At 68.2% G+C, this 25716-nt stretch carries 19 protein-coding genes; 11 read left to right on the forward strand and 8 right to left on the reverse strand.

Features of this window, described 5'->3' with window-relative positions; genetic code table 11:
* Positions 1-51 precede the first annotated feature (51 nt).
* Entirely contained in the window at positions 52-1590 is a 1539-nt protein-coding gene (locus FFS72_RS01245; protein WP_137872230.1) for an AMP-binding protein, read from the reverse strand.
* A 127-nt stretch (positions 1591-1717) separates the two neighbouring features.
* Entirely contained in the window at positions 1718-3514 is a 1797-nt protein-coding gene (locus FFS72_RS01250; RefSeq protein WP_137872231.1) for an acyl-CoA dehydrogenase, read from the reverse strand.
* A gap of 93 nt (positions 3515-3607) precedes the next feature.
* Here FFS72_RS01250 and FFS72_RS01255 point away from each other — a divergent pair, with 93 nt between their 5' ends.
* The 3 genes from FFS72_RS01255 (at position 3608) to FFS72_RS01265 (ending at position 6515) form a co-directional block, all read left to right on the forward strand.
* On the forward strand, positions 3608-4282 hold the full coding sequence (locus FFS72_RS01255; RefSeq protein WP_137872232.1) for a TetR/AcrR family transcriptional regulator: 675 nt from the start codon (positions 3608-3610) through the stop codon (positions 4280-4282).
* A 23-nt stretch (positions 4283-4305) separates the two neighbouring features.
* Positions 4306-5307 carry an acrylyl-CoA reductase family protein gene (locus tag FFS72_RS01260; protein ID WP_137872233.1) on the forward strand — a complete coding sequence of 334 codons (1002 nt, stop codon included), beginning with the start codon at positions 4306-4308 and terminating at the stop codon, positions 5305-5307.
* 287 nt (positions 5308-5594) lie between these two features.
* Complete coding sequence (locus FFS72_RS01265) at positions 5595-6515, forward strand: amidohydrolase family protein (protein WP_171018506.1); 921 nt, start codon at positions 5595-5597, stop codon at positions 6513-6515.
* 30 nt (positions 6516-6545) lie between these two features.
* Here the strand turns inward: FFS72_RS01265 and FFS72_RS01270 are convergent, their stop codons facing one another.
* The 3 genes from FFS72_RS01270 to ald all read right to left on the reverse strand — a co-directional run bounded on the left by FFS72_RS01270 (position 6546) and on the right by ald (position 9192).
* Positions 6546-7160, reverse strand: coding sequence for a ribonuclease H family protein (locus FFS72_RS01270; RefSeq protein ID WP_050064141.1), 615 nt, complete (start codon positions 7158-7160; stop codon positions 6546-6548).
* A 78-nt stretch (positions 7161-7238) separates the two neighbouring features.
* The gene (locus tag FFS72_RS01275; protein WP_137872234.1) at positions 7239-8039 is read right to left on the reverse strand and encodes a crotonase/enoyl-CoA hydratase family protein; all 801 of its coding nucleotides are present in this window, start codon (positions 8037-8039) and stop codon (positions 7239-7241) included.
* Positions 8040-8109: 70 nt separating this feature from the next.
* Complete coding sequence (gene ald / locus FFS72_RS01280; RefSeq protein ID WP_137872235.1) at positions 8110-9192, reverse strand: alanine dehydrogenase; 1083 nt, start codon at positions 9190-9192, stop codon at positions 8110-8112.
* 209 nt (positions 9193-9401) lie between these two features.
* Here ald and FFS72_RS01285 point away from each other — a divergent pair, with 209 nt between their 5' ends.
* The gene (locus FFS72_RS01285; protein ID WP_137872236.1) at positions 9402-10457 is read left to right on the forward strand and encodes a serine hydrolase domain-containing protein; all 1056 of its coding nucleotides are present in this window, start codon (positions 9402-9404) and stop codon (positions 10455-10457) included.
* 9 nt (positions 10458-10466) lie between these two features.
* On the opposite strand, the gene FFS72_RS01290 is transcribed toward FFS72_RS01285, so the two are convergent.
* Positions 10467-12212 (reverse strand): cholesterol oxidase substrate-binding domain-containing protein, encoded by a 1746-nt coding sequence (locus tag FFS72_RS01290; protein ID WP_137872237.1) that lies wholly within the window; start codon positions 12210-12212, stop codon positions 10467-10469.
* A 161-nt stretch (positions 12213-12373) separates the two neighbouring features.
* Between FFS72_RS01290 and FFS72_RS01295 the strand changes: the two genes are divergently transcribed.
* The 3 genes from FFS72_RS01295 to FFS72_RS01305 all read left to right on the forward strand — a co-directional run bounded on the left by FFS72_RS01295 (position 12374) and on the right by FFS72_RS01305 (position 16512).
* Positions 12374-14599, forward strand: coding sequence for an MMPL family transporter (locus FFS72_RS01295; protein ID WP_137872238.1), 2226 nt, complete (start codon positions 12374-12376; stop codon positions 14597-14599).
* Between the two features lie 149 nt (positions 14600-14748).
* A complete protein-coding gene (locus FFS72_RS01300) occupies positions 14749-15396 on the forward strand; it encodes a YdcF family protein (RefSeq protein ID WP_137872239.1) in 648 nt (215 codons plus the stop codon).
* A gap of 108 nt (positions 15397-15504) precedes the next feature.
* Entirely contained in the window at positions 15505-16512 is a 1008-nt protein-coding gene (locus FFS72_RS01305) for an NAD(P)H-dependent glycerol-3-phosphate dehydrogenase (protein ID WP_137872240.1), read from the forward strand.
* A gap of 77 nt (positions 16513-16589) precedes the next feature.
* Here FFS72_RS01305 and FFS72_RS01310 read toward each other — a convergent pair whose 3' ends face one another.
* Entirely contained in the window at positions 16590-17216 is a 627-nt protein-coding gene (locus tag FFS72_RS01310; RefSeq protein WP_137872241.1) for a hypothetical protein, read from the reverse strand.
* Between the two features lie 302 nt (positions 17217-17518).
* Positions 17519-18295: a DUF11 domain-containing protein gene (locus FFS72_RS01315; protein ID WP_249353071.1), complete on the reverse strand. Its 777-nt coding sequence runs from the start codon at positions 18293-18295 to the stop codon at positions 17519-17521.
* A gap of 326 nt (positions 18296-18621) precedes the next feature.
* Between FFS72_RS01315 and FFS72_RS01320 the strand changes: the two genes are divergently transcribed.
* The 4 genes from FFS72_RS01320 (at position 18622) to FFS72_RS01335 (ending at position 25603) form a co-directional block, all read left to right on the forward strand.
* Positions 18622-19101 carry a 2-isopropylmalate synthase gene (locus FFS72_RS01320; RefSeq protein WP_137872242.1) on the forward strand — a complete coding sequence of 160 codons (480 nt, stop codon included), beginning with the start codon at positions 18622-18624 and terminating at the stop codon, positions 19099-19101.
* A 106-nt stretch (positions 19102-19207) separates the two neighbouring features.
* The gene (locus FFS72_RS01325) at positions 19208-21913 is read left to right on the forward strand and encodes a cation-translocating P-type ATPase (protein WP_137872243.1); all 2706 of its coding nucleotides are present in this window, start codon (positions 19208-19210) and stop codon (positions 21911-21913) included.
* 19 nt (positions 21914-21932) lie between these two features.
* Complete coding sequence (locus tag FFS72_RS01330) at positions 21933-23666, forward strand: ABC transporter ATP-binding protein (protein WP_137872244.1); 1734 nt, start codon at positions 21933-21935, stop codon at positions 23664-23666.
* Positions 23663-25603: an ABC transporter ATP-binding protein gene (locus FFS72_RS01335; RefSeq protein WP_502704060.1), complete on the forward strand. Its 1941-nt coding sequence runs from the start codon at positions 23663-23665 to the stop codon at positions 25601-25603. Before FFS72_RS01330 ends, FFS72_RS01335 begins: the two co-directional genes overlap by 4 nt.
* Positions 25604-25716 lie beyond the last annotated feature (113 nt).

Consider the following 25716-nt stretch of genomic DNA (forward strand, 5'->3'; position numbering starts at 1 on the left):
CGGGAACCCGCGCCCGGTCCGACCAGGCGCGGGTTCCCCTCCTCCTGGGGGTCAGGCGTTCTGGTACCGGGCGCGGAGCTGATGCTTGACCAGCTTGCCGGTGGGTGTGCGGGGCAGGGTGTCGGTGAAGTCGATCGTGCGGGGCGCCTTGTAGTGCGCGACCCGCTCACGCACGTACTCGAGGAGTTCGCGGGCGAGTTCGTCGCCCGGCTCGATGCCGGGCTCCAGCTGGACGACGGCCTTGACCTCCTCGCCCATCTCGTCGTTCGGCACCCCGATGACGGCGGCGTCGAACACGACGGGATGCAACGTCAGGACGTTCTCGGTCTCCTGCGGGTAGATGTTGACGCCGCCCGAGATGATCATGAACGCGGCGCGGTCCGTGAGGAACAGGAAGCGGTCGTCGTCGAGGTAGCCGATGTCGCCGCTGGTGGTCCAGGTCCCGTGGTCCGGATGCGTTGCCTCCCGGGTCTTCTCCGGAGCGTTGTGATACTCGAACGGATGCTCGTCGCGCTCCCACCACACGGTGCCGATCTCCCCGCTCGGCAGCTCCACGCCGCTGTCGTCGCAGATGTGGACGATGCCCATCACACCGTCGTGGCCGACGGATCCGGGCTTGGCGAGGGCCTGCTCACTGTTGATGAACGTGGCACCCGACCCCTCCGTGGACGCGTAGTACTCCTGGATCACCGGGCCCCACCACTCGATCATCGACCGCTTGACCTCGGGCGGGCACGGCGCCGCGGCGTGCACGGCAACCCTCATGCTGGAGACGTCGTACCGGTCGCGGACCTCGGCGGGCAGCTTGAGCATGCGCACGAACATGGTCGGCACCCACTGGCTGGCGGTCACGCGGTACCGCTGGATGAGTTCGAGGGCCTGCTCGGCATCGAACCGGTCCATCAGGATCACGGTGCCGCCGACGGACGTGATGGTGCCGACGAAGCGAAGGGGCGCAGCGTGATACAGCGGCGCGGGGCACAGGTACACGGTGTCGGCATCGAACCCGTACAGCGGTGCGAACACGGCGGTGTACGGGTCGGGCGTGTCGTGGACCTGGCCGCCCGTCAGCTTCGGCTTGATGCCCTTCGGCCTGCCGGTGGTGCCCGACGAATACAGCATGTCCTGGCCGCGCGGCTGATCGGTGAGCGGTGACGGGTCGAACTCCGCGAGGGCGTCCTCGTAGTCGGCGAAACCGTCCAGTTCGCCGCCGAAGACGAGCCGGTTGGTGACGCCGGGAAAGGCGTCCGGAGCGAGGTCGATGGCGGCTGCGGCGTCTGCGGAGACGACGAGGGTGCTCGCGCCGCAGTCGTTGACGACGTACGCGGCCTCGGCGGGCGTCAGGTGCCAGTTGACGACGGTGATGTAGAGCCCGGTGCGCAGGGCCGCCCAGTACACCTCGAGGACCCGCAGGTCGTTTCCGGAGATCAGCGCGACGTGATCGCCCGTCTTCGCGCCGGACTCACGCAGGTACTTCGCCAGACGCGTCGACCGTTCGTCGAGTTCGCGGTAGGTCAGCTGCTCACCGGTCGCAGGCCGGATGATCGCCGGCTTGTCCGGTGTGATGTCGGCAAATTTCCCCACGTACACGAGCGCCTCCTGAAGTGAACGTCAATTCTCACTCGTTCATACCCCAGGAGGTCGTCCGCGTCGACAGCTTCCCTATTCGAGTTCCCTATTCATGACCACAGTTATTTGACTGTGTCCCACCTGGTCGTCAGAACCAGGCCGGATCCACGTCGAGCAGCGTGCGGTCGAGGCTTCCGAGCAGGTCCAGCTGCGGGCCCGTCCGCGGCAGCTCATACCGGAAGAAGTACCGCGCCGCGGCGCGCTTGCCGTCGTAGAAGTCGCCCGAGTGGCCCTCGGCCGCGAGCAGCTGCTCCAACCAGATCCACGCCACGACCAGGTGCCCGAACACCTCCAGGTAGGTCGACGAGTTCGCCAACGCGACCTCGGGATCACCGGTGCCCCACAGCTTTCCCGTCGTCGCGACAACCCGACCCAGCACCGCCTGCAGCTGGGCGGCGTACTCGGCGGCAGCCCCGCCTGCCGCGTCCGCCCGCTCGATGGTGGCCCCCATCGTCTCGGCCAGCAGGGCGAGGCCGGCGCCGCCGCCCATCGTCACCTTGCGCCCGAGCAGATCCAGGCCCTGAATGCCGTGCGTGCCCTCGTGAATCGGGTTCAGGCGGTTGTCCCGGTAGAACTGCTCGACGTCGTAGTCGCGGGTGTAGCCGTACCCGCCGTGCACCTGGATGGCCAGGTTGTTCGCCTCGAGGCACCACTGGGACGGCCAGCTCTTCACGATCGGAGTCAGCGTGTCGAGCAGCAGCGCTGCGCGCGACGCGTCCTCACCCTCGGCGGTCTCCTGGTCGTCGAACAGCTTGGCGCAGTACAGGCCGAGTGCCATGGCTCCCTCGACATACGCCTTCTGCGCCAACAGCATCCGGCGCACGTCGGCGTGACGATCGATCCGCACGGGCGCCGACGTCGGATCCTTGTCGTCGGCGGCCCGGCCCTGCGTCCGGGTCGCGGCGTACTCGACGGACTGGAGGTAACCCGCGTAGCCGAGGGAGATCGCCAGGAATCCGACACCGATGCGGGCCTCGTTCATCATGTGGAACATGTACGACAGGCCGCGGTTCTCCTCGCCGACGAGGTAACCGATCGCGCCCGCTCGACCGCCCGGCGTATGGGTGCCGTCGCCGAAGTTCAGCAGCGTGTTCGTGGTGCCGCGGTTGCCCATCTTGTGGTTGAGGCCGACGAGGGTGACGTCGTTGCGTTCGCCGAGCGACCCGTCCTCGTCGACCAGCGTCTTCGGTACCACGAACAGGGAGATGCCCTTGACGCCCGCGGGTCCGCCGGGGACCTTGGCGAGGGCCAGGTGGACGATGTTCTCGGTCAGCTCGTGATCGCCGCCGGAGATCCACATCTTCGTGCCGGTGAGCCGGTAGGTGCCGTCGCCCTGCCGCACCGCCTTGGTGGTGATGTCGGCGAGGGAGGAACCTGCCTGCGGCTCGGACAGGCACATGGTGCCGAAGAAACGGCCCTCGAGCATCGGGCGCACATAGGTGTCGATCTGCTGCTCGCTGCCGTGTGCGACAAGCAGGTTCGCGTTGCCGACGGTCAGGAACGGGTACGAGGACGTGCTCGCGTTCGCGGCCTGGAACCATGCCATCGAGGCGCGCGCGAGCACCGCGGGCAACTGCATGCCGCCGAGCGATTCGTCGAACTGTCCGGCGATGAGGCCCGCTTCGGCGAACACCTTGAGCGCCTCGCCGACCTCGGGGATCATCTCGACGGTGCCGTCGGCCAGCATGTGCGGCTCGTTGGCGTCGGCCTTCTTGTTGTGCGGGGCGAAGTGCTTGATCGCGATGTCCGCGCTCAGGTCGAGGACCGCGTCGAAGGTCTCGCGGGAGTGCTCGGCGAAGCGTTTGCGTTCGGTGAGCGAGGTGACGTCGAGCCACTCGTAGAGCAGGAAGTCGAGGTCACGGCGGGACAGCGGTGCGGTGGTCATGGCAGACACCCTTCGTCAACTAAGCGCTCACTTAGTAGACCGTCGATGAGGCATGATGTCAAGGCACGCGCGACACCTGAAGAGAGGCTCCCGATGAGCAAGCCGCCGACCCCCGTGAGCCCTACCGGTCCGCATGCGGGCCACAAGGACTCACCGGAAGTGGATGCGCTGTTCACCGACGTCACCTCCGACGTGGCCCGGCGCCTCATCGGTTCGGCCGTCACCGCCTTCGCCGACCGCGGCTACCACGCCACCACCACCCGTCACATCTCCGAAGGCGCAGGACTGAGCCCCGCCGCACTCTACGTCCACTTCCCGTCCAAGGAGGCGATGCTGTACGAGGTCAGCCGCATCGGACACCACGGGGTACTGGACGCCATTCGCGCCGCAGCAGCGGAAGCCGACACCCCACTCGAACGCATGCGCGCGCTGATGCGGGCCTTCACGTCGTGGCACATCCGCTACCACACCGTCTGCCGGGTCGCGCAGTACGAGATCTCCGCCCTGACCGACGACCACTACCGTGAGGTCGCCGACATCCGCAGGGACACCGAACAATTCGTTCGGGACGAGATCCAGGCCGGCGTCGACAGCGGCGACTTCACCGTGCCCGCCGTCGCGACCGCCGCCCGCGCCCTCCTGTCCATGGGCATCGACGTGGCGCGGTGGTACCAGCCCGGCCGCCGCACCGACCCCGACCTTCTCGTCGACCAGTACGCCGACCTCACCGCTGCCATGCTCGGCGTCCGGGTCGCCGAGACGGTCTAGACACACGCCCTAGTCTCGAACTCGTGACCCTCACCTTCTCCGCCCTCGTCGCCCGCGAGTCCGACGGGGCGATCACGCTGACCACCGACACCCTCGACGACACCGCGCTCCCCGCCGGCGAGGTTCTCGTGCGCGTCGAGTACTCGAGCGTCAACTACAAGGACGCTCTCGCCGTCACCCCGCGCGGTGGGGTCGTCCGCGAGTACCCGATCGTGCCGGGAATCGACGTCGCGGGCGAGGTCGTCTCGTCCGACTCCCCCGACTTCGCGCCGGGCGACCGGGTCGTCGCCCACGGCTACGACATCGGCACGGCCAGGCACGGCGGCTACGCCGAGTACGCACGGGTTCCCGCGGGTCAGGTGGTGAAGCTGGCGACGCTGACCCCGGCCGAGGCGGCGACCGTCGGTACCGCGGGCTTCACCGCGGCGATGAGTGTGCAGGCCCTCCTCGACCGCGGCCTCACCCCCGGCGACGGCCCGGTCCTGGTGACGGGCGCATCGGGCGGCGTCGGCAGCGTCTCCGTCGACCTGCTCGCGGCGGCGGGGTTCGAGGTGGTGGCGTCCACCGGCAAGGCCGACGCCCACGACCTGCTCACGTCGCTGGGCGCATCAGAGGTCATCGGCCGACTGCCCGCCGACCCGGATGCGAAGCCGCGTCCTCTCGGCAAGGCCCGGTGGGCGTCGGCTGTCGACTGCGTCGGCGGCGCCACCCTCGCCGACGTTCTCAGCACGGTGCAGTACGGGGGCGCGGTCGCGGCGAGCGGACTGACGGGAGGTGCGGCGCTGAACACGACGGTGCTGCCGTTCATCCTGCGCGGCGTCGACCTGCTCGGTATCGACTCCGTGCAGCTGCCGATCGAGAAGCGCCGCGCGCTGTGGCAGCGGATCGAGTCGGACCTGCGGCCGCGGCACCTGGACTCGCTGACCCGTGAGGTGCCGGTCCGGGACGTCGCTGCGGTTCTCGACCTGATCCGTGGAGGCGGCCAGACCGGCCGCACCCTGGTCCGCGTCGCGGATGCCTTCTGACCCCGCGTCGCGGACGCCTCCGGTGGCGCGACCGGTTCGGTCACGCCACCGGGGTGCGATCAGCTGCCGAACGGCAGTGTGCCCGGCTCGATCTCGTAGCCGCTGCTACCTGCGGCGACGTTGCCGACCGAGCCGAGGATGAAGTTGATCGCATTCGTGATCATGGGTGTCCTTCCATGCTGATTCTTCGGCCCGAACGAGTGATGGGCCGCCCGCAACCGTATTGACGCCCGACGCCGGTGTCGACCTCGTTCAGCCCATCTGCAGCGACATGACAGGGTGTTTCCATGTGCGAACCTAACGATTCCGAGTCCACACCGTCCGACGACGATCGCCGCGCCGATGTGGACGCCGTCACGCGATTCCGCACCGACCACGGGCTCGAGCGAATCGTCGACGTGCACACCCACTTCATGCCGAAGAGCGTCATGGACAAGGTGTGGGCCTACTTCGACTCGGCGGGCCCGCTGACCGGAGTGGTGTGGCCGATCCAGTACCGGCACGACGAGGACGTCCGTCTCGATCGGCTCCGCTCGTACGGCGTGTACGCCTTCACTTCGATGATCTACCCGCACAAGCCGGACATGGCGGCCTGGCTGAACCAGTGGGCCGTCGAGTTCGCCGCCCGCAACCCCGACTGCCTGCACACCAGCACCTTCTACCCGGAGCCCGGCGCGGCCGGCTACGTGGCCGACTCACTCGCGGCGGGCACCCGAGTGTTCAAGTCGCACATCCAGGTTGGCGACTACGACCCGAACGACCCGCTGCTCGACGACGTCTGGGGGCAGATCCAGGACGCGGGCGTGCCGGTCGTCATCCACTGCGGCTCCGGTCCGGCACCGGGACGGTTCACCGGTCCGGACCGGATCGAGTCGCTGATGTCCCGCTACCCGCGGTTGCCGCTGATCATCGCGCACATGGGGATGCCGGAGTACGCCCCATTCCTCGACCTGGCGGACCGCTACGAGTCGGTGATGCTCGACACGACGATGGCGTTCACCGACTTCATCGGCGACATGGCGCCGTCCGACCCCGCCGATTCACGCCGACTGCGCGACCTCGGTGACCGCATCCTGTTCGGCAGCGACTTCCCGAACATCCCGTATCCGTATGTCCACGCTCTGGACGCCGTCGCCCGCCTCGGCCTGGGTGACGACTGGATACGCGGCGTCTGCCACGACAACGCTGCCCGGGTGTTCGGACTCTGACCGCGCCCGTCCCGCGCGCGGCGAGACGAATCAGAAGAGGGTTAGTTCCTTGGATTCGGCGGGCAGGTCGAACAACGCGGGCTCGGGATCGACCGGGCGCACCGGACGTCGCCGCACCTGTCGGGTCTTCTTCGCAGGAGAACCGGTGGTCGCGGCACCCGTGGCCGGGGGCGTGGTCGGAGTGGTCCGGGCAGGCTGATGCGCGGCCGTCGCGGTAGCAGCGACGGCGCGTGCGGCCTCGCCCGCGAGCCGGTCGGCTTCCTCGTTGTAGTGGTTGCCGACGTGACCACGAACCCAGCGGAACCGAACCGGGCCCTTCCGGTCTGCGAGGGCCTGGTCGATGTCGCGAATCAGGTCCAGGTTCTTGACCGGGTCGCCCGAGGAGGTGCGCCAGCCCTTCTTCTTCCAGCCGGCGACCCACTCGGACGCGCACTTGATCGCGTACTGGGAGTCGGATTCGATCAGCAGCGGCTCGTCGCCCGGATGGGCGAGGATCGCCTCGAGCAGCGCCCGGAGTTCCGCGATCTGGTTCGTGCCCGACCGCTCACCGCCCGACCGACTCGGTCCGTGATGGTTGACCCACGCCCAGCCGATCGCGCCACCGGGATTCCGCAGGCAGGAGCCGTCCGTACTGACGATGATCACGGATGCACACTCTACGATGACGCGCCGACAAACGGTGCGGACGTGGCCAATCTCCCACCCGCGATTCGCCCGGTGTCGTCACTCCCCGACGAACTTCGGGGGACGCTTCTCCAGCATCGCCGCGACCGCCTCGTGGTGGTCGCGGGTGTGGTGTGCGAGCGCCTGCATCGCCGCCGACAGTTCGAGGAGCGATTCGAGGCTCTGATGCTGCCCCTCACGAAGCAGCTTCTTCGTCATCCGCAGCGCCTGCGGCGGGTTCGCCGCGACCCGGGCCGCGAGGGCGTGTGCGGTCGGGAGCAGCTCGTCGGGTTCGACGACCCGCGACACCAGACCCCACTCGAGTGCGGTCTCGGCGTCGATCGCGTCGCCCGTGAACGCCATCTCCGCGGCTCGCGCCAATCCGACGGCGCGCGGCAGCAACCAGGCGCCACCGTCGCCGGGGATGATGCCGAGCTTGACGAAGCTCTCCGCGAACTTCGCCGCCGTGGACGCGACGCGCATGTCGCACATCAGCGCGAGGTCGCAGCCGGCGCCGATCGCGGGCCCGCCGACCGCGGCGATCACCGGAACCTCGCAGTGGTAGAGCGCCTTCGGGATGCGCTGGATGCCCTGCCGGTAGCCGTCGCGCACGTCGGCGGGTGCACCACCGAACATGCCGACCCGGTCCCGCATGTGCTTGACGTTGCCGCCGGACGAGAAGGCGGGGCCGTTGGCCGCGAGCACCACGACGCGGACCGTGCGGTCGGCGTTGGCAGCGGCAATGGCGTCCTCGAACGCCTGCACCATGTCCGGCTCGGAGATGACGTTGCGGGTGTCGGGTCGGTTCAGGGTCCAGGTGACGATGTCGCCGTCCCGCTGGATTTCGATGGCGTCGCTCATTCGCCCAGACTAGGCAGCTTCGCCATCCGTGCGCTTTTCCGGCCGCCAGAGCAACCGACACTGCCCAGGGCTACTCGTGGGCCTTCGCGACCTCCGGGGACAGGATGGCGCCGTGGTCGGTGGTCAGCCCCGCCGCGAGCGCCGGGTCGGCGGCGGTCGCCGCCCGCCAGCCCAGGTCGGCGAGTGCAACGGCGTACGGCAGCGTGGCGTTGGTGAGCGCGAACGTCGACGTACGCGGCACCGCTCCCGGCATGTTCGCGACGCAGTAGAACACCGAGTCGTGCACACGGAACGTCGGGGCGTCGTGCGTCGTGGGGCGGGTGTCCTCGAAACAACCACCCTGATCGACCGCGACGTCCACCAGCACCGATCCCGGACGCATCCGCGACACCAGCTCGTTCGACACCAGCTTCGGCGCCCGCGAACCCGGGACCAGCACCGCCCCGATCACCAGGTCCGCTCCGACCACGGCCCGATCGAGTTCGTAGGAGTTGGACACGACGGTGCGAACCTGACCGCGGTAGCGGCTGTCGATCTCGTGCAGTCGGGCGGGGTTGAGGTCGAGGACGGTGACGTCGGCGTGCATGCCGACCGCGATCTCGGTCGCGTTCTGCCCCGCGACGCCGCCCCCGAGCACGACCACGTCCGCGGGACGCACCCCCGGCGTTCCCCCCATCAGGACGCCGCGACCGCCTGCGTTCGCCATCAGGTGGTAGGCGCCGACCTGCGGGGCCAGCCGACCCGCGACCTCGCTCATCGGGGCCAGCAGCGGCAGTGACCCGTCCGGGGCGCGCACCGTCTCGTACGCGATCGACGTGGTCCCCGCGGCCAACAACGCCTCGGTGCATTCACGGGACGCCGCCAGGTGCAGGTAGGTGAACAGCACCTGATCGGCACGGAGTCGCGAATACTCTTCGGCGATGGGCTCTTTCACCTTGAGCACCAGCTCCGACTCGGACCACACGTCGTCGGCCGAGGACGCGAGGTGTGCGCCTGCCGCGCGGTAGTCGTCGTCGGGGAACGACGAGCCGACGCCCGCGCCCGCTTCGACGAGAACCCGGTGGCCGCGGCCGACGAGTTCGTGCACTCCGGCGGGAGTGATGGCGACGCGGTACTCGTGGTTCTTGAGTTCGCGGGGGATTCCGATCCTCATGGTGGTCACCTCGGATTCGGCGCAGCCGGACGGCGCGATCGGCGCCATCTCCAGTATGAAATCCCGGTGGTCCGCGCCCGGGGTCCCGCCGACAACTCTTTGGTCTCGATGCGACGCGGCCGGCAATTCGGGACGTCGGGGTGCGGCGGTAACGGCCACCGCCGCACCCCGATATGAAACCGACCGTTACTTTTCCATGGGGGGACTGAATGAGGAATGCACTGATCGTCGCCACCTGCGCGATCGCACTGACACTGGGCGCCGCACCGGGAGCCGGCGCCCTCGCCCCGTTCACCGGAGTGGGCGACGCGGCGCTGGCCGACGCCGCCCGCCCGATCCTGGAACGGGCACCCCACGACCAGGCGGGAGTCGCGTACATCGACTCGACCGGGGTCCGGTACGCCTGGTTCGGCGCCACCGAGGACTCCGAGTACGAGATCGGGTCGATCACCAAGACCTTCACGGCGGAGTTGTTCGCCGACGCGGTCGCCCGCGGCGAGGTCCGCGAGGACACCAAGGTCGGGGAACTCCTCCCGGTCGCCGGTACCCCGGTTGCCGATGTGTCACTGGTCGAGCTGGCCGCGCACACCTCCGGGCTTCCACAGTTCCCCATCGCCCCGAACATGGTGATGGGAGGCATCCAGTGGCAGCTGGAGGGCAAGAACCCCTTCACCTTCGACCGCGAGGAACTCCTCGCTCATGCCCGGTGCGCACCGCTGCTGACGAGGGGCGCCTTCGGGTACTCGACCCTCGGCTACGCCCTGCTCGGCGAGGCGGTCGCCGCAGCGGCCCACACCGACTACACGACGCTGCTGCGCGAACGCATCGTCGAACCGCTCGGCATGAGCGACACCTGGCTTCCGCTCACCGCGGCCGACCTCCCACCCGACGCGAGCACCGGCTTCAACGAGCAGGGCAGGCCGGCGGACGCCTGGCCGATCGACGCCTACTCCCCGGCGGGAGGACTCCGTTCCACCGTGCCCGACCTGGCGCGCTACGCCCGCGCCCTGCTGGACGGCACCGCTCCCGGCGCCGACGCGATGACTCCGCGATGGGATCGGCTGTTCGGGGTCCGCAGCGCGATGTCCTGGGCGGTCATACCTCGCGACGGCCGCCAGTACACCGTGCACAGCGGCGGGACGGGCGGCTTCCAGAGCGTCATCGTTCTGGACCGGGAAGCGGGCCGGGCGCTCGTCATCGCGACCAACAGGCTCGCCGGCCTGGAGATCGGCGCCTTCGACCTGCTCAAGGCCTTGGACGACTGAGCGGGCCCACTACGGAAGCAACCTGTCCAGGAGAGGATTGGTGAAGATCCGGTGCGGGTCGTACGCGTTGAACGCCGCGCCCGCGGAATCCCAGTTGTCTCCGGACGGCACGCCGGCGCGATAGGTCTGCGGGATGACCGTGCCGATGGTCTCGGCGTCAACGAACGCGGCCTGGTCCGTGAAGGCCCAGCCCTTGGCCCACTCGGGGCGGAACGTGGCGTAGTCGCCGCTGTAGTTCGCGCGCATGAAGCGCTCCATCTCGCGGAAGTACGCCGCCATCCCCGGCGTGCCCGGGACACCGACCACATTCATCCAGATCGCGGTGTCCCACTCCGGATGGTCCGGTCGCGGGCGCAGGGCCGAGATCGTCGGCGGGCCCGCGGTTTCCACCGTGACCTCGGACTGGTCGTCGAGGCCGCACAGCCGCACCTCGAACGGGCCGTTGATCGGGTACTTCCCCTTCGCCTTGAGCTCCTGCTGCCGCTTGTTGTGCCAGGTGACGAACTCGTTGATGACCCGGGCGATGTTGGAACGCTTGGTGATCACGACGCCGCCACCGGCCGTCATCCGCAATGTCGTCGCCCGCAGGTAGAACTGAACGTCCTTGGACCAGCCCCACAGGTCGGCGCCGTTGGTGGCGGCCAGCCCAGCCTTGAAGGTGGCCAGCTGGGTCTGTCCGAACAGCGGGGTCAGCGCACCGGCGCCGTTGACGATCTGTCCGAGCAGATCCGTGACCGGCTTCGGCAGGTTGTCGGAGTACGGGTAGTTGTAGGGTCCGGTCACCTCCCGTGACTTCGACGGCTTGGTGGGGGTCGGGGTCCACACCTTGAGGTACGGGGTGTCGGTGAACGGGAACCAGATCGCCTCCACCCGGCCCGACTTCGCCACGAAGCTCTCGAAGGTCCGGCCCGCGGACCCGGCGGGCGCGAACAGCTCACGCCACGGAATGTCTGTGGACGACTGGCACCGCAGCCGATAGTTCGGTCCGGCCTGCAGGGTGACCTCGGTGACGAACGTGCGGCCGAGGTGGGTGAGCAGCGGCCGGATGCCCGGATCCGCCCGGGTGAACTCGCGCAGCACGTACTCGCCGCGCCCGGTGTCCCACACCACCGCGGTCAGCTTCGTGACGAGGTTGCTGATCGATCCGAACGAGGCGCCGGGGAGCACCGTCTCCCCGTCGGCGGGCAGGGTGGCTCCGTGCGCGTCGATCGCGAGAATGCCCGCGATCGACAGTTCGCCGATGGCCGGTGAGTTCGCCCAGCCCAGGCCGTGCTTCTCCAGCTCCGTCAGCACGGCCATCAGCATCGCACCGCCGCCGGCGGTGACCGTCGAGCGCCCCGGCTCCACCGATTGGTTGACGACGACGTGATTGAGGTGGCTCAGGGTGTCGACCAGAAGAACCTTGTCGACGTTCTGTCCCGGCACCAGGGTCAGCGGGCTCCACCCGTGCATGGTGCCGCGCGGGCGCAGCCGGTAGCCGTTGGTGTGCGCCCAGTTGGCCACCCGCACCACGTCCTCCGCGGTCGCGGGCGCACAGGTCCACACCTCGTCGAAGACGATCTCCTTCACCCAGTTCTCATAGCCCTGCTGCGAGAGAGGGATGCCTTCCGGGAAGGCGGGCAGCGGCGGGAGCGTGACCCGGGCATCGCTCGACGGGAGCGCGTGGGCAGGTGTCCAGCCGAGGGTGGTCAAGGCGGCGGCCCCCGCCGCCGCGGCAGCGAGGAAGCCGCGCCGGGAGAGTTCCTGAGCAGTCATGCGGGACAACTTAGAACATATTCGAGGCCGGTGGCATCGAAATTGGTTCGATCCGATCGCCCGTCTCGCCGACCGCGCGGCAGGCCGCCTGTGCGTGGTGTACTGGACCGCATTGGTGGAGCCCGAACCGTGCATTCCGAGCGAAAGATGCCAGGGACCCGATGACCGACGTGGACCTCGACACCGAACCCGCCCGGTACCCGCCACCCGCCCCGCGTCGCGGGTGGCCCGTCCTCGCCGTCCTGGTTCTCGCCGTGCTCGTCTTCCTCGTGGGCGGAGCGGGCGGGGCCTACCAGGGCAAGCTGACCGAGGTCCAGAAGAACGACAACGCCGCGTTCCTGCCGGAGTCCGCCGAGTCCACGGTCGCCGCGAACGAGGCGGCGACCTTCGTCACTGTGCAGACCATCCCTGGATTCGTCGTCTACCACCGTGACGGCCCGCTCACGCCGGAGGACCGGGCCTCGATCGCGCGTGCCGGCGAGGCGGTCGCCGGCGTGGACGGCGTCGACGCGACCGGAATGACCCCGACCCAGTATTCGGCCGACGGCACCACCGCCGCCCAGTACGTCCCACTGGTCGCCAAGAAGGACGGCACCGACGTCACCGGCGACCAACTCGCGGCCACCGAACAGCAGGTCATGGACGCCGCGAAGTCCGCAGCGACCGCCGAACTCGAGGTGCTGCCCGCCGGTCCCGGCGGACTGCTCGTGGCATTCATCGACGCGTTCGAGGGACTCGACAGCACGCTGCTGTTCGCGGCGGTGCTGGTGGTGATCGCGATCCTGCTCGTCGTCTACCGCTCGCCGGTGCTGTGGTTCTTCCCGCTGCTGTCCGCCGGTTTGGCGCTCGGACTGTCGTCGATGCTGATCTATCTCCTCGCGAAGGCAGAGGTGCTGACGCTCACCGGACAGAGTCAGGGCATCCTGATGGTCCTCGTGCTCGGGGCGGGCACCGACTACGCGTTGCTGCTGATCTCCCGCTACCGGGAGGAGCTGCACCACTTCCCGAATCGGTTCGACGCGATGATCCGGGCCTGGCGCGAATCCGCTCCGGCGATCACCGCCTCCGCGCTCACCGTGGTTCTCGGCCTGCTCTGTCTCGGGTTCTCCGAATTGAACTCGAACAAGGGCCTCGGCCCCGTCGCGGCGATCGGCATCGGCTGCACCTACCTCGTGATGATGACGTTCCTGCCGGTGTTCCTCGCTCTGGCCGGCCGCTGGGTGTTCTGGCCGCGGATCCCACACGTCGACCATGCCGCCGACCTCGCCACCCACGGCTGGTGGGGACGGATCGCCGCCGCCGTCGGGCGGCGCGACCGCCCGGCCTGGGTCGGCGCCACCGCCCTGCTCGTCGTCCTGTTCGCCGTCGGGATCGGCAGCCTGCACACCAGCGGCCTGACATCCGCCGAGAATTTCACCAACACCCCCGACGCCGTCAGCGGGCAGCAGATCTACGACACCCACTTCGATCCCGGAACCGGAGCGCCCGCGGTGATCGTCACCAACGCGGATCAGGTGGACGCGGTCATGGCCGCGGCGGCCGCCACCCCCGGCGTCTCCACCGCGCCGGGATCGGTGTGCCTGCAGGTCGACTACGCCAAGCTGGCAGAGCTCGCCAAACTCGGCGCCGGCACCGGCTCCGCACTCCCGACTGGCTGTCCCCCACCGATTCTGACCGTCCAGCCGATCGACGGTCGCACCGTGGTGAACGCGACGCTCGCGGACTCCTACGACTCGCCGGAGGCGCTCGCGACCGTGGACCGACTGCGGGACGCCGTGCACGCGGTGCCGGGCGCCGACGCCCTGGTCGGCGGCAGCACCGCGGCCACCGCGGACGTGCAGGCCGCCTCGGTGCGGGACCGCAACGTGATCATCCCGATCGTGCTGGCGGTCATCTTCGTGGTGCTGGCCCTGCTGCTTCGCGCCCTGCTGGCACCTGTGATTCTCATTGCGACCGTGGTGCTCTCGTTCGCGGCGACGCTCGGCGTGTGCGGGTTCGTCTTCACGCACGTCTTCCACTTCGCCGGAGCCGACCCCTCGTTCCCGCTGTTCGCATTCGTGTTCCTGGTCGCGCTCGGCATCGACTACAACATCTTCCTGATGACGCGGGTGCGCGAGGAGGCGCAACGGCACGGCACCCGGTCCGGCGTGCTGCGCGGCCTGGCCGTCACCGGCGGGGTCATCACGTCCGCGGGCATAGTCCTCGCCGCGACGTTCGCGGTGCTCGGGGTGCTGCCGCTGGTGTTCCTCGCCGAGGTCGGGTTCGCGGTCGCGTTCGGCGTCCTCCTCGACACCATCGTCGTCCGCAGCGTCCTCGTCCCCGCGCTCTCGCACGACATCGGGCGCGCGATCTGGTGGCCCTCGGCACTCTCGCACGCCGACCGCTGACCGGCGACACGCCCGGACCTCCACCTCGGCGCGACACGCCGACGCGACGCGCCGGTCACACCCGAAGCTCGTGTGCAATCCGCACGACTGAGGCACACTCGTAGGCTGTCACCACCTTCCGTCGGGGCAACCATACGAAAAGGAGTGCCATGCAGCATTTTTCGGCATCAAGGCGTATTCGACGCCTTACCATCGCAGCCCTCTCGACCCTCCTCGCCTCCGCTGCAGCGGTCACAGTGTCCGCCCCCGCGCACGCAGACATCACCCCCACCACCCTGGTCAACGGCGTCCTGTCGACCATCGGCGGCTGCCAGAGCCCGGTCCGCGACACGATCGTCGGCTGCACCCGCATGGAAACCCTGACGACCCAATTCCCCGTCGTCCTCGACCTGAACCAGTTGGGCACGAACATCGTCGTGCTCGGCGCCGGTCTGTTCCCCGACGGGACGATGCGCCCGGTGCTCGTGTCCAGGCTGCAGGCGGCCCTCCAGGTGGCGCGCCGCTACCCGCTGTCCCCGATAATCGTTTCGGGCGGCGTGCCCAAGAACGGGATCACCGAAGCAGGCGCCATGCGCGCGTGGCTGATCGCGAACGGCATTCCGTGGTTCCGCATCACCGAGGAGAACACCTCCCGGTCCACCGTCGAGAACGCGCGCAACACCAACGGCATCCTCGCCGGTCGCGGCGCGACGAGCGCGGTGGTCGTCACCTCGCCCGACCACCTGCAGCGGGCGATGGTCGACTTCCGGACCGCGGTCGCGGGCCGGATCCCCGTCGCCGGGGTGGTCGCACCCTGACGCATGACATCGTCGATGCGGTCTCGATTCGGTGAATCGTCAGCGGCGCCGCGAACCCTGGTGGCAGCCTTCAATCATGACTGCCAACGCACGTCGCGGTGATCGCTGATGGCTCGGCCGGTACGGGTGGTCGTGCTCGGTGCAGGGTCGTGGGGAACGACCGTGGCGTCGCTGGCCGCCCGCAACACCCCGACCCTCCTGTGGTCGCGTGACGCCGACTCCGCCGACGAGATCAACACCAACCACCGCAACAGCCGGTACCTCGGCGACCATGCGCTGCGGAAGGACCTCCGAGCCACCTCGGACATCGTCGAGGCCGCACAGGAGGCCGACGTCCTCGTCGTCGGCGTGCCGTCGCACGCGGTGCGGGAGACCTTGACCGAGATCTCCGAGGACGTACGGGCCTGGGTGCCGGTGCTGTCCCTGGCGAAGGGTCTCGAACCGGGAACCCGGCTCCGGCCGACCGAGGTGATCGCCGAATGCCTGCCTGGCCATCCGGTCGGGCTGATGGCCGGTCCGAACCTGGCAAAGGAGGTCCTGGCGGGCATGGCTGCGGCCTCGGTCGTCGCGATGCAGGACGAGCGGGTGGCCACCGCGCTGCAACCCCTGTTCGCCTCGCCGGTGTTCCGCGTCTACCGCAACACCGACGTCCTCGGCTGCGAACTCGGCGGGATCCTGAAGAACATCGTCGCGATCGCGTCGGGCATGGCCGACGGTCTCGGTGTCGGCGACAACACCCGCGCGATGGTGCTCGCCCGCGGCCTCGCCGAGATGATCCGGCTCGGCGAGGCGATGGGTGCACATCCCCGAACCTTCTCCGGCCTGACCGGCGTCGGAGACCTGATCGCCACCTGTATCAGCCCCAGTTCCCGGAACCGGCGGGTCGGCGAGTACCTGGCGAAGGGCTTGACGACCGAGCAGGCCGTCGCGGAGCTCGGGCAGGTCGCCGAGGGGGTCAAGACCGCCCCGACCGTGATGGAACTTGCGCGCGACCACGATGTGGAGATGCCGATCGCGGCCGAGGTCGAGGCCGTCATCGCCGGACGCCGGACCGCCGAGGACGCCTACCGCGGACTGCGGCACGTCGAACCCGGGGACGAGGAGGACCTGGCCTGAGGTGTCGTATTCGACGCGAACGGGCCGTCGCCGGGGTCCGCACTGGGCGGACGTCCCGACAACGACCCGTTCGGCGCTCAGCTGGAGAAGACGGAGTTGCCGGAGCCGACGAGATTGAGCTTGACACCCATCTCGGGCCACTCGAGTTCAGCCATTCCGTCCACCTCGATGGCGAGGCCGCTGTCGAAGACGCCGGGGTTGAAGTTGAGGTCCTTCACCGAGTAGGTGACCTCGAAGGTGACGCTCTTGTTGCCGATCGCCGACACCAGCCATCCGGCGGCATTGCTGACCGCGACCCCGACGTCCGCCGACGCGGAGGCGTTGACGTACGCGGTCGTCAGCTGACCGTCCTGCCAGGCGGTGACCTTGGCGCTGCCCTGGACATAGACGAGTCCGATGGGGTTCAGGTCGACGATCCGCTTGATCAGCCGGTCCGGGCCGTCGCCGGCCGAGATCGTGGTCCGGTACGTCACCTCGCCGTCGATCGCGATCGAGTTGCTCCCGACGATCGACTTCGTGATCGTGAGGTTGTCGACCTTCACGGTTGCCGAGGCCGGGATGTCCGGGACGCTCGCGGTCGAACCGAAGTCCCCCAGGATGGAGGACTGCGCCGTGGCGGTGGTCGCGGTGGCGAAGAGACCACCGGCGAGCAGCGTGGTGGCGGCGGCAACGGATGCGACACGGCGCAACGTGGTACGGGACATGCAGGATCTCCATTCGTTCGGGTGGACGCCGCGCATCGGTCCCCGGTCTCGACGAACGTGCGTCGGGTCATCGTAAGGAGACGCGCCAATTCCCGTTGGAGAATAAAAAATGTTGCGGGACAGTATCTTTCGCAAGACTATAGGGCTACGCATACTGAACGAAAGCCGCCCCGTCAGACAATCGCCCGGACTCGCGATTCCTTTTCAGATGACCTTCCCACAGCGTGACGCCGGTCGGCGGACGCTTCGACGAGAAAGGGGCCGCCCGGCACACGCCGGACGGCCCCTCTTCTGTGGTGTTGCTAGCTGCCGTTGCCGATCACACCGCTGATGATGTCAGCGATGAAGTCGGCGGGATTCTCGACGATCGAGGACCCGGCGGAGCCGGTGGTGCCGCCCTCACCGTCGGAGGAGCCGAGACCCAGGCCGGCGGAACCGCTCGCAACGCCCTCACCCAGGTTCTGCGTGCGGATGGTGGCGAACACGCCCATCGGATCCCAGCCCTGGCTGGTCTGGAAGAACTGGACATCGAAGGCCAGGCCGCTGTCCAGGGCCTCGCCGACCTTGGCGTCCGAGGGCACCAGGTAGGTGGCCTCGAAGGTCAGGGTCTTGGCGTCGATCGACGAGACCAGCCAGCCGAGCGGATTGGCCACCCGGATGTAGTTGCCTTCGACGTTGACCTCGGGCGTGACGTTGACGGTCTTCTGTCCGCCGATCAGGTTCCAGGCGTTGATCGTCGCAGTGCCCTCGACGTACTGGAAGCCGGCGGGGTGGACGTCCTTGATCTTGGTGATGGCGCGATCGAGGCCGTTCGGGACGGTGAAGGTGGTCCGGTAGGTCACCTTCTGACCCGGCGCGACCTTGCCGTCGCCGACGACCTGCTTGGTCACTGAGATGTTGCTGGCGGTCTTGGTGACCGCGTGCGGCTTCTGCTCGGCAGCGGCATCGGACGAGCCGACACTTCCGAGATCGGCCGAGCCGGCGGCGACGGCGGTGCCGGAACCGAGCGCGAGACCACCCGCGAGCAGAGCGGTGGCGGCGACGATGGATGCGCCCCGGCGCATCGACTTACGTGACATGCAGATCCTCCAGACGAATGGAACAACGTGCACGACGGTTTGCTGCCATAGCGCCCGACCCCGCCGTTTCCTGGTCCTTTATATCGGACAAGCGTCCAACTTGATACTCGTTCCACTAACGCCGACCGAGTGGCCTGGGTCACTCGACGCGGCCGGTTCCGGCAGGTGAGGATTGTTGCGCATCCTCACGACGCCGCCTATGGTGGCGTCCATGACGCGCATTCTCGTAGTTCGCCGCCGCAGCGGGGTCTGATTCGGACCGACCCCTCGTTGCGGGTCGTTGAGCTACGCGTTGGTCCTCCGTTCCACTCAGGAAGACCACTCCCATGAATGCCTCGTCGAACACCACCACCGCTTTCACCGCTCCCGCCGACCCGTTCTCGGCCCGTTTCGGGATGCCGCTGCCCACCGAGATGCGCGCCGAATGCGCGGGCATGAGCTGGCGCACCTTCCTCGCGACGTACTCGCCGTCGGGCGGTCCCATCCGCTTCGGCCGCTGGTCGGTGACGCCGCGCGGCGCGGGGATCAGCGAGTTCAAGGCCACCCTCGGCATCGGCGACGCCATCGCGCAGACCACCGCGACCGCGTGCGGTCCGGCGTCCGCACTGACCACGATGCTCTACGACGCCGGCTTCCAGATGGAGATCCTCTCCTTCCATCAGCTGCACATCGCGGCCGACCGGATCGCGACCGTCCTGCTGTGTGAGCACGACGGTCACCGGCACTGGGCGATCGGGTTCGGAGCCGACACGACCGAGTCGTCGATCGAGGCGATGATCGCGGGCGCGAACCTGCTGCACAGCTGACCGCGACGCGCCGCGAATCGCTCCTCCTGCGCCTCGACTCCCCCGCTCCTACAGTGAAACCTGCACCCTCCGACCCACCCGTGTAGGCATTTCGGCAGGAGCACGCATGACAGCGACCACGCCCGACGACGTCCACACTGCCACCGCGCAGGACCTCCTCGCATCGCTGGGAGTCGACCTCGACCGGGGCCTGTCCGACACCGAGGTGAGCCGACGCCGCGCCGAGTACGGCGAGAACGTGCTGCAGGAAGAGGCCGGAGAGTCGGCGCTGCGCAAGATCATTCGGCTGCTCGCGGACAAGATGACCCTCGTGCTCGTCGTCGCGGCTGCGATCAGTGCACTCGTTTCCAAGGAGTGGGAGACGCCCGTCGTCATCCTCGCCGTGATCATCCTGAACACGGTGCTCAACTACGTGCAGGAGACCAGGGCGGAGGACAGCCTGCAGGCCCTGCGCGACATGTCCGTCTCGCAGTCCCGGGTCCGCCGCGACGGACGCGAACAGCTCGTGCCCCGAACCGAGCTCGTCCCCGGGGACATCGTGCTGCTGGAGGCGGGTGACGCGGTCCCCGCCGACGGGCGGGTGGTCGACGCGGCCCGCCTGCAGGTCGCCGAATCCGCGCTCACCGGGGAGTCGCAGCCGGTCGACAAGACCGTCGACGCGCTCGACGATCCAGACCTGCCGATCGGCGACCGCACGAACACCCTGTTCATGAACACCGAGGTGACGCGCGGGCGCGCGGCGATGGCGGTGACCGGGACGGGCATGAAGACCCAGATCGGTGCGATCGCCACCCTGCTGGGCACCGCGGGCACCGACAAGACACCGTTGCAGCGGCGCATCGACCAACTGGCGACGCTGCTCACCGGGATCGCCCTCGTGGTCGTCGTGATCGTCTTCGTGCTCGGCCTCGCGCGCGGCGAGTCGTGGTCGGATCTGCTGCTGACGGCGGTGTCGCTCGCCGTCGCCACCATCCCGGAGGGGTTGACGGCGGTCGTCGCGTTCACCCTCGCGATGGGCGCCTCGCGGCTCGCGAAGCGGGGCGCGATCGTCAAGCAGCTGGCGGCCGTCGAAACCCTCGGCAGCACGACGCAGATCGCCACCGACAAGACCGGCACCCTCACTCTCAACGAGATGACCGTGCAGCGGCTGAAGGCAGCGGGGCAGAGCTTCCGTGTCACCGGCGAGGGCTATTCGACGGACGGCAACTTCCTCAGCGACGGCGAGCTCCCCTTCCCCGACCTGCGACGTGGCTTTCTCGCGATGGCGCTGTGCAACGACGCGTCTGTTCGGGACGCCGCACTGGTCGGCGATCCGACGGAGGGCGCGCTGGTGGTGCTCGCCGAGAAGGGTGGCATCGACGTCCAGGGTGCACGCAAGAGCCACCCACGACTGGCGGAGGTCCCGTTCGACTCCGAGTACAAGTTCATGGCGACATTTCATGCCACGCGGACACCGGAAGGGGTCGACCGGATCCGCTGCTACGCCAAGGGCGCCGCGGGTGTGCTGCTCACTCGCGCGACCCACCTGCGTGAGGGTGACACCGACCGCCTCATGACCGACGCGGACCGCACCACGATCCTCACTGCGGTCGATGATCTCGCGCGGGACGGCCTGCGCACCCTCATGATCGCGGGCCGCACCCTCGACGCCCTGCCCGAGGACGCGCAGGCACTGCAGGACGCCGTCGACGACCTCACCGTCTACGCCGTCGTCGGCATCGTCGACCCGCCGCGACCGGAGGCGCGCGACGCCATCGAGATCGCGCACACCGCGGGCATCGAGGTCCACATGATCACCGGCGACCACCTGACGACGGCATCGGCGATCGCGGGCGACCTCGGCATCACCGGTGACGCCCTCTCCGGTGCCGACCTCGACCGGCTCGACTCCCAGGCATTGCGTTCCCGCGCAGAACATCTCGGTGTGCTCGCCCGAGTCGCCCCGGAACACAAGATCCGCTACGTCGAGGCGCTGCAGGCGGAAGGCCACATCGTCGCGATGACCGGCGACGGCGTCAACGACGCTCCCGCACTCAAGCAGGCCGACATCGGAATCGCCATGGGCATCACGGGAACCGACGTGTCCAAGGGCGCGGCGAAGATGATTCTCACCGACGACAACTTCGCGACGATCGTCGCGGCGGTGCGCGAGGGTCGCGGGATCTACGCGAACATCCTCAAGTTCGTGAAGTTCCAGCTCACGACGGCCTGGGGCTTCGTGCTGATCTTCCTCACCGCGGGCGTTTTCGGGATCGCGGGCGGTGCACCGTTCACCGCGCTGCAGATCCTGTGGGTCAACATCATCATGGACGGCCCGCCTGCCCTCGCACTCGGTGTCGATCCGACCGACCCGGACATCATGAAGGACAAGCCGCGCCCACCCGACGAGCGGCTCCTCACCCGCAACCGTCTGCTGCGCATCCTCACCCTCGGTGTCGCGATGGCCACCGGCACCATCCTCGTCCTCGTGTTCGCCGACGACGTCTTTCCCGAGAGCGCCGACAATCCGCTGTTCGCAACGACACTCGCGTTCACGACATTCGTCTTCTATCAGGTCTTCAACCTGCTCAACGTGCGCTCGGACAGGGGCAGCATCTTCTCGATGCAGACCTTCACGAACCACACCATCTGGGTCGCACTGGCAGGTGTCGTCGTCCTGCACGTCGCGGTCGTCAACGTCGCCTTCCTCCAGGACCTGTTCGACACCACGTCGTTGACGGGGAGCCAGTGGCTGTTCGCCATCGCGGTCGCAGCGTCGATCCTCGTGATCGAGGAGATCCGCAAGGCCGTCGTGCGAGCGGTGTGGAAGTGACCGGAAGGGGAACCCGGACATGCTGACCAATCTGATCGTCACGTACCTGTCTCGTTACCGGCGGTACGTCGCCGCGGTGGTGGTCCTGCAGTTCATCGCCACCGCCGCGATGCTGTACCTGCCGACACTCAACGCCGACATCATCGACAACGGTGTCGCGAAGGGCGACACCGAGTACATCCTGCGAATCGGCGGCTGGATGCTCGTGGTTGCCTCGGTGCAGGTGCTCTGCATGGTGATCGCCCAGTTCTTCGGCGCCCGAGGCGCACTCGGCGTCGGCCGCGACCTCCGGCACGATCTGCTGCACCGCGTGAACACCTTCTCGGCCCGCGAGGTCGGCACGTTCGGCGCTCCCTCGCTGATCACACGGTCCACGAACGACGTTCAGCAGATTCAGCTGCTGCTGGTGATGGGAGCGGCGATCCTGGTGATGGCACCGATCATGTGCATCGGTGGGATCGTCATGGGTCTCCACGTGGCACCCGGTCTGGCGTGGATTCTCGTGGTGGCGGTCCCCGTGCTCGGAATCGTGATGGCCCTGATCATCCGGGTGATGATCCCCGGGTTCCGGGCGATGCAGACACGCCTGGACAACGTGAACCGAGTCATGCGCGAGCAGATCACGGGCATCCGGGTGGTGCGCGCGTTCGTCCGGGAACGCCATGAGATGCAGCGGTTCGCCGTCGCCAACGACTCCCTCGCCGACGCCAGCCTGAGCGTCGGTCGCATGATGGCGCTGATGTTTCCCGTCGTCATGCTCATCACGAACGTGACCATCGTCGCGATCATCTGGGTCGGTGGCCACAAGGTTGCCGACGGCACCGTGGAGATCGGCGCGCTCACCGCGATGATCAGCTACGTCATGCAGATCCTGATGTCGGTGATGATGGCGTCGTTCCTCGCGATGATGGCGCCGCGCGCGGCGGTGTGCGCGGAGCGGATCTCCGAGGTGCTCGACACGGAGTCATCGGTGGTGCGCCCCGTCACCCCGCTCGGGTTCACCGGCAATCCCGGCGTCGTGGAGTTCCGGGGCGCGGAGTTCCGGTATCCCGGCGCCGACACTCCGGTGCTGCAGGACATGACCTTCCGTGTCGAGCCCGGCACCACGACGGCGATCGTCGGGTCGACGGGATCGGGCAAGACGACGCTGATCGGACTGGTGCCCCGCCTCATCGACGCCACCGCCGGTTCTGTTGCGGTCGGCGGCACCGACGTCCGCCTCCTCGACCCCGACGTCCTGCGTTCCGTGATCGGCCTGGTGCCACAGCGGGCGTACCTGTTCTCGGGGACCGTCGCCTCCAATGTGCGGCACGGGAGACCGGACGCGACGGACGACGAGGTCTGGGAGGCGCTGCGCATCGCCCAGGCCGACGAGTTCGTCCGGGCGATGCCCGAGGGGTTGGACACCCCCATCGCCCAGGGCGGCACCACCGTCTCGGGCGGTCAACGTCAACGCCTCGCGATCGCGCGGGCAGTGGTCCGCCGGCCGGCGATCTACCTGTTCGACGACTCCTTCTCTGCACTCGACCTCTCCACCGACGCCCGCCTGAGATCGGCACTACGACCCGAGACGATGACGGCCGCGGTGATCATCGTCGCGCAACGTGTCTCGACGATCATGGACGCCGACCAGATCGTCGTCCTCGACCGCGGGCGCATCGTCGGACTCGGGAGACACGACGATCTGATCACGGACTGTCCGACCTACGCCGAGATCGTCCAGTCCCAGCTCGCGATCGCGGAGCAGTCGTGACGGGCCCGCGGGGACCGATGACGGCGCCGGTCCGGAAGGCACGGTCGTTCGGACCGTCGATGAAACGCCTGGTGCACCAGCTGCTCACCTACCGCGGCTTCATGGTCACCGTCCTGCTGACCATCGTCGGAGCTGTCGTTCTCACCGCGATCGCGCCGCGAGTACTCGGCCACGCCACCGACCTCATCTTCAACGGCGTCATCGGACAGACCCTTCCGGCGGGTGTCACGAAGGACCAGGCGGTCGCGGGGCTCCGCACCCAGGGCCAGGACACGTACGCGGACATGGTGAGTTCGATGGACGTGATCCCCGGAGTCGGTGTCGACTTCACCGCCGTCGGGCGGGTCCTGATGATCGTCCTCGCCCTGTACGTGGGGTCGGCACTGCTGTCGTGGATCGGCGCCTACCTCCTCAACATCGTCGTCGTCGGAACGATTCGGCGTCTGCGCGCCGACGTGGAGGCGAAGCTGCACCGGCTCCCGCTGCGGTACTACGACACGATCCCCCGCGGAGACCTCCTCAGCCGCGTCACCAACGACCTCGACAACCTCTCGCAGAGCTTGCAGCAGACCATTTCCCAGCTGCTGAACTCGGTGCTCACCGTCATCGCGATCCTCGTGATGATGTTCTCGATCTCGCCGCTGCTCGCGCTCATCTCGCTGGTCACGATCCCGCTGGCCCTCGTCGCGACGATGCTGATCGCACGCAGGTCCAAACCGCACTTCTCCGCCCAGTGGTCGTCGACCGGCAAGCTCAATGCACAGGTCGAGGAGGCGTTCACGGGACACGAACTCCTGCAGGCGTTCGGCCGCCAGCGTGAAGTCGAGGACGAGTTCGACGAACGCAACGACAAGCTGTACCAGTCGAGTTGGCGGGCCCAGTTCATCTCGGGCCTGGTGCAGCCCGCGATCATGTTCCTCGGCAACCTGAACTACGTGGCGGTCGCCGTCGTCGGCGGCCTGCAGGTCGCATCCGGCTCGCTCAGCCTCGGGTCGGTGCAGGCATTCATCCAGTACTCGCGTCAGTTCACCCAGCCACTCGCGCAGATCGGCGCCATGTTCAACCTCCTGCAGAGCGGCGTGGCGTCCGCGGAACGAATCTTCGACATCCTCGACGCCGACGAACAGACACCCGACCCGACACAGCCGCTGACACCACAAACCAACTGCGGGCGAATCGAATTCGAGGACGTCTCGTTCCGGTACGTACCCGAGAAGCCGCTCATCGAGAACCTCACACTGGTGGCCGAACCCGGGCACATGGTCGCCATCGTCGGACCGACCGGCGCGGGCAAGACGACCCTGGTGAACCTCATCATGCGGTTCTACGACGTCGACACCGGGACAATCCGCGTCGACGGCGTCGACTCCCAGGAGATGACCCGCGACGACCTCCGCGAACGAACCGGCATGGTGTTGCAGGATTCGTGGCTGTTCGGCGGCACCATCTACGAGAACATCGCCTACGGCGACCCGTCCGCCACACGCGAGGAGGTGATGGAGGCCGCGGAACTCAGCCACGTCGAACATTTCGTGCGCACCCTGCCCGACGGGTACGACACCGTCCTCGACGACGAGGGTGGCGGCGTGAGCGCCGGTGAGCGGCAGCTCATCACGATCGCCCGCGCGTTCCTCGCCAAGCCCGTCGTCCTGATCCTCGACGAGGCGACGAGCTCCGTCGACACCCGAACCGAACTGCTCATCCAGAAGGCGATGGCGAACCTGCGCACCGACCGGACGAGTTTCGTCATCGCGCACCGACTTTCGACGATCCGTGACGCCGACGTCATCGTCGTCATGGAGGACGGCCACATCGTCGAGCAGGGCACCCACGACGAACTGCTCGCCGCACGCGGCGCCTACCGGGACCTGTACGTCAGCCAGTTCACCGGGCCGATCGAGGAGGACCCGGAGGTCGTCTCCGTGCACGGCGGTTGACGCCGCCCGCTCTCCCCGCCGTTCACCCAGTTCCCCAGTTCCCTGATGTCACATTGGGTCACCTGAGGTGATCCAATGTGACATTGGGGAACTTGCGTTTCCGCCCCACGAAC

Source organism: Rhodococcus sp. Q, from assembly GCF_005503035.1.
Classification (GTDB): Bacteria; Actinomycetota; Actinomycetes; order Mycobacteriales; family Mycobacteriaceae; genus Rhodococcus_G.

Excerpts from the sequence above, each read along its gene's own strand:
- FFS72_RS01310 (WP_137872241.1), bottom strand. The coding sequence starts at position 17,216 with ATGTCCCGTACCACGTTGCGCCGTGTCGCATCCGTTGCCGCCGCCACC.
- FFS72_RS01300 (WP_137872239.1), top strand. The coding sequence starts at position 14,749 with ATGCAGCATTTTTCGGCATCAAGGCGTATTCGACGCCTTACCATCGCA.
- FFS72_RS01325 (WP_137872243.1), top strand. The coding sequence starts at position 19,208 with ATGACAGCGACCACGCCCGACGACGTCCACACTGCCACCGCGCAGGAC.
- FFS72_RS01265 (WP_171018506.1), top strand. The coding sequence starts at position 5,595 with ATGTGCGAACCTAACGATTCCGAGTCCACACCGTCCGACGACGATCGC.
- FFS72_RS01275 (WP_137872234.1), bottom strand. The coding sequence starts at position 8,039 with ATGAGCGACGCCATCGAAATCCAGCGGGACGGCGACATCGTCACCTGG.
- FFS72_RS01250 (WP_137872231.1), bottom strand. The coding sequence starts at position 3,514 with ATGACCACCGCACCGCTGTCCCGCCGTGACCTCGACTTCCTGCTCTAC.
- ald (WP_137872235.1), bottom strand. The coding sequence starts at position 9,192 with ATGAGGATCGGAATCCCCCGCGAACTCAAGAACCACGAGTACCGCGTC.
- FFS72_RS01295 (WP_137872238.1), top strand. The coding sequence starts at position 12,374 with ATGACCGACGTGGACCTCGACACCGAACCCGCCCGGTACCCGCCACCC.
- FFS72_RS01285 (WP_137872236.1), top strand. The coding sequence starts at position 9,402 with ATGAGGAATGCACTGATCGTCGCCACCTGCGCGATCGCACTGACACTG.
- FFS72_RS01315 (WP_249353071.1), bottom strand. The coding sequence starts at position 18,295 with ATGTCACGTAAGTCGATGCGCCGGGGCGCATCCATCGTCGCCGCCACC.
- FFS72_RS01255 (WP_137872232.1), top strand. The coding sequence starts at position 3,608 with ATGAGCAAGCCGCCGACCCCCGTGAGCCCTACCGGTCCGCATGCGGGC.
- FFS72_RS01320 (WP_137872242.1), top strand. The coding sequence starts at position 18,622 with ATGAATGCCTCGTCGAACACCACCACCGCTTTCACCGCTCCCGCCGAC.
- FFS72_RS01305 (WP_137872240.1), top strand. The coding sequence starts at position 15,505 with ATGGCTCGGCCGGTACGGGTGGTCGTGCTCGGTGCAGGGTCGTGGGGA.
- FFS72_RS01330 (WP_137872244.1), top strand. The coding sequence starts at position 21,933 with ATGCTGACCAATCTGATCGTCACGTACCTGTCTCGTTACCGGCGGTAC.
- FFS72_RS01290 (WP_137872237.1), bottom strand. The coding sequence starts at position 12,212 with ATGACTGCTCAGGAACTCTCCCGGCGCGGCTTCCTCGCTGCCGCGGCG.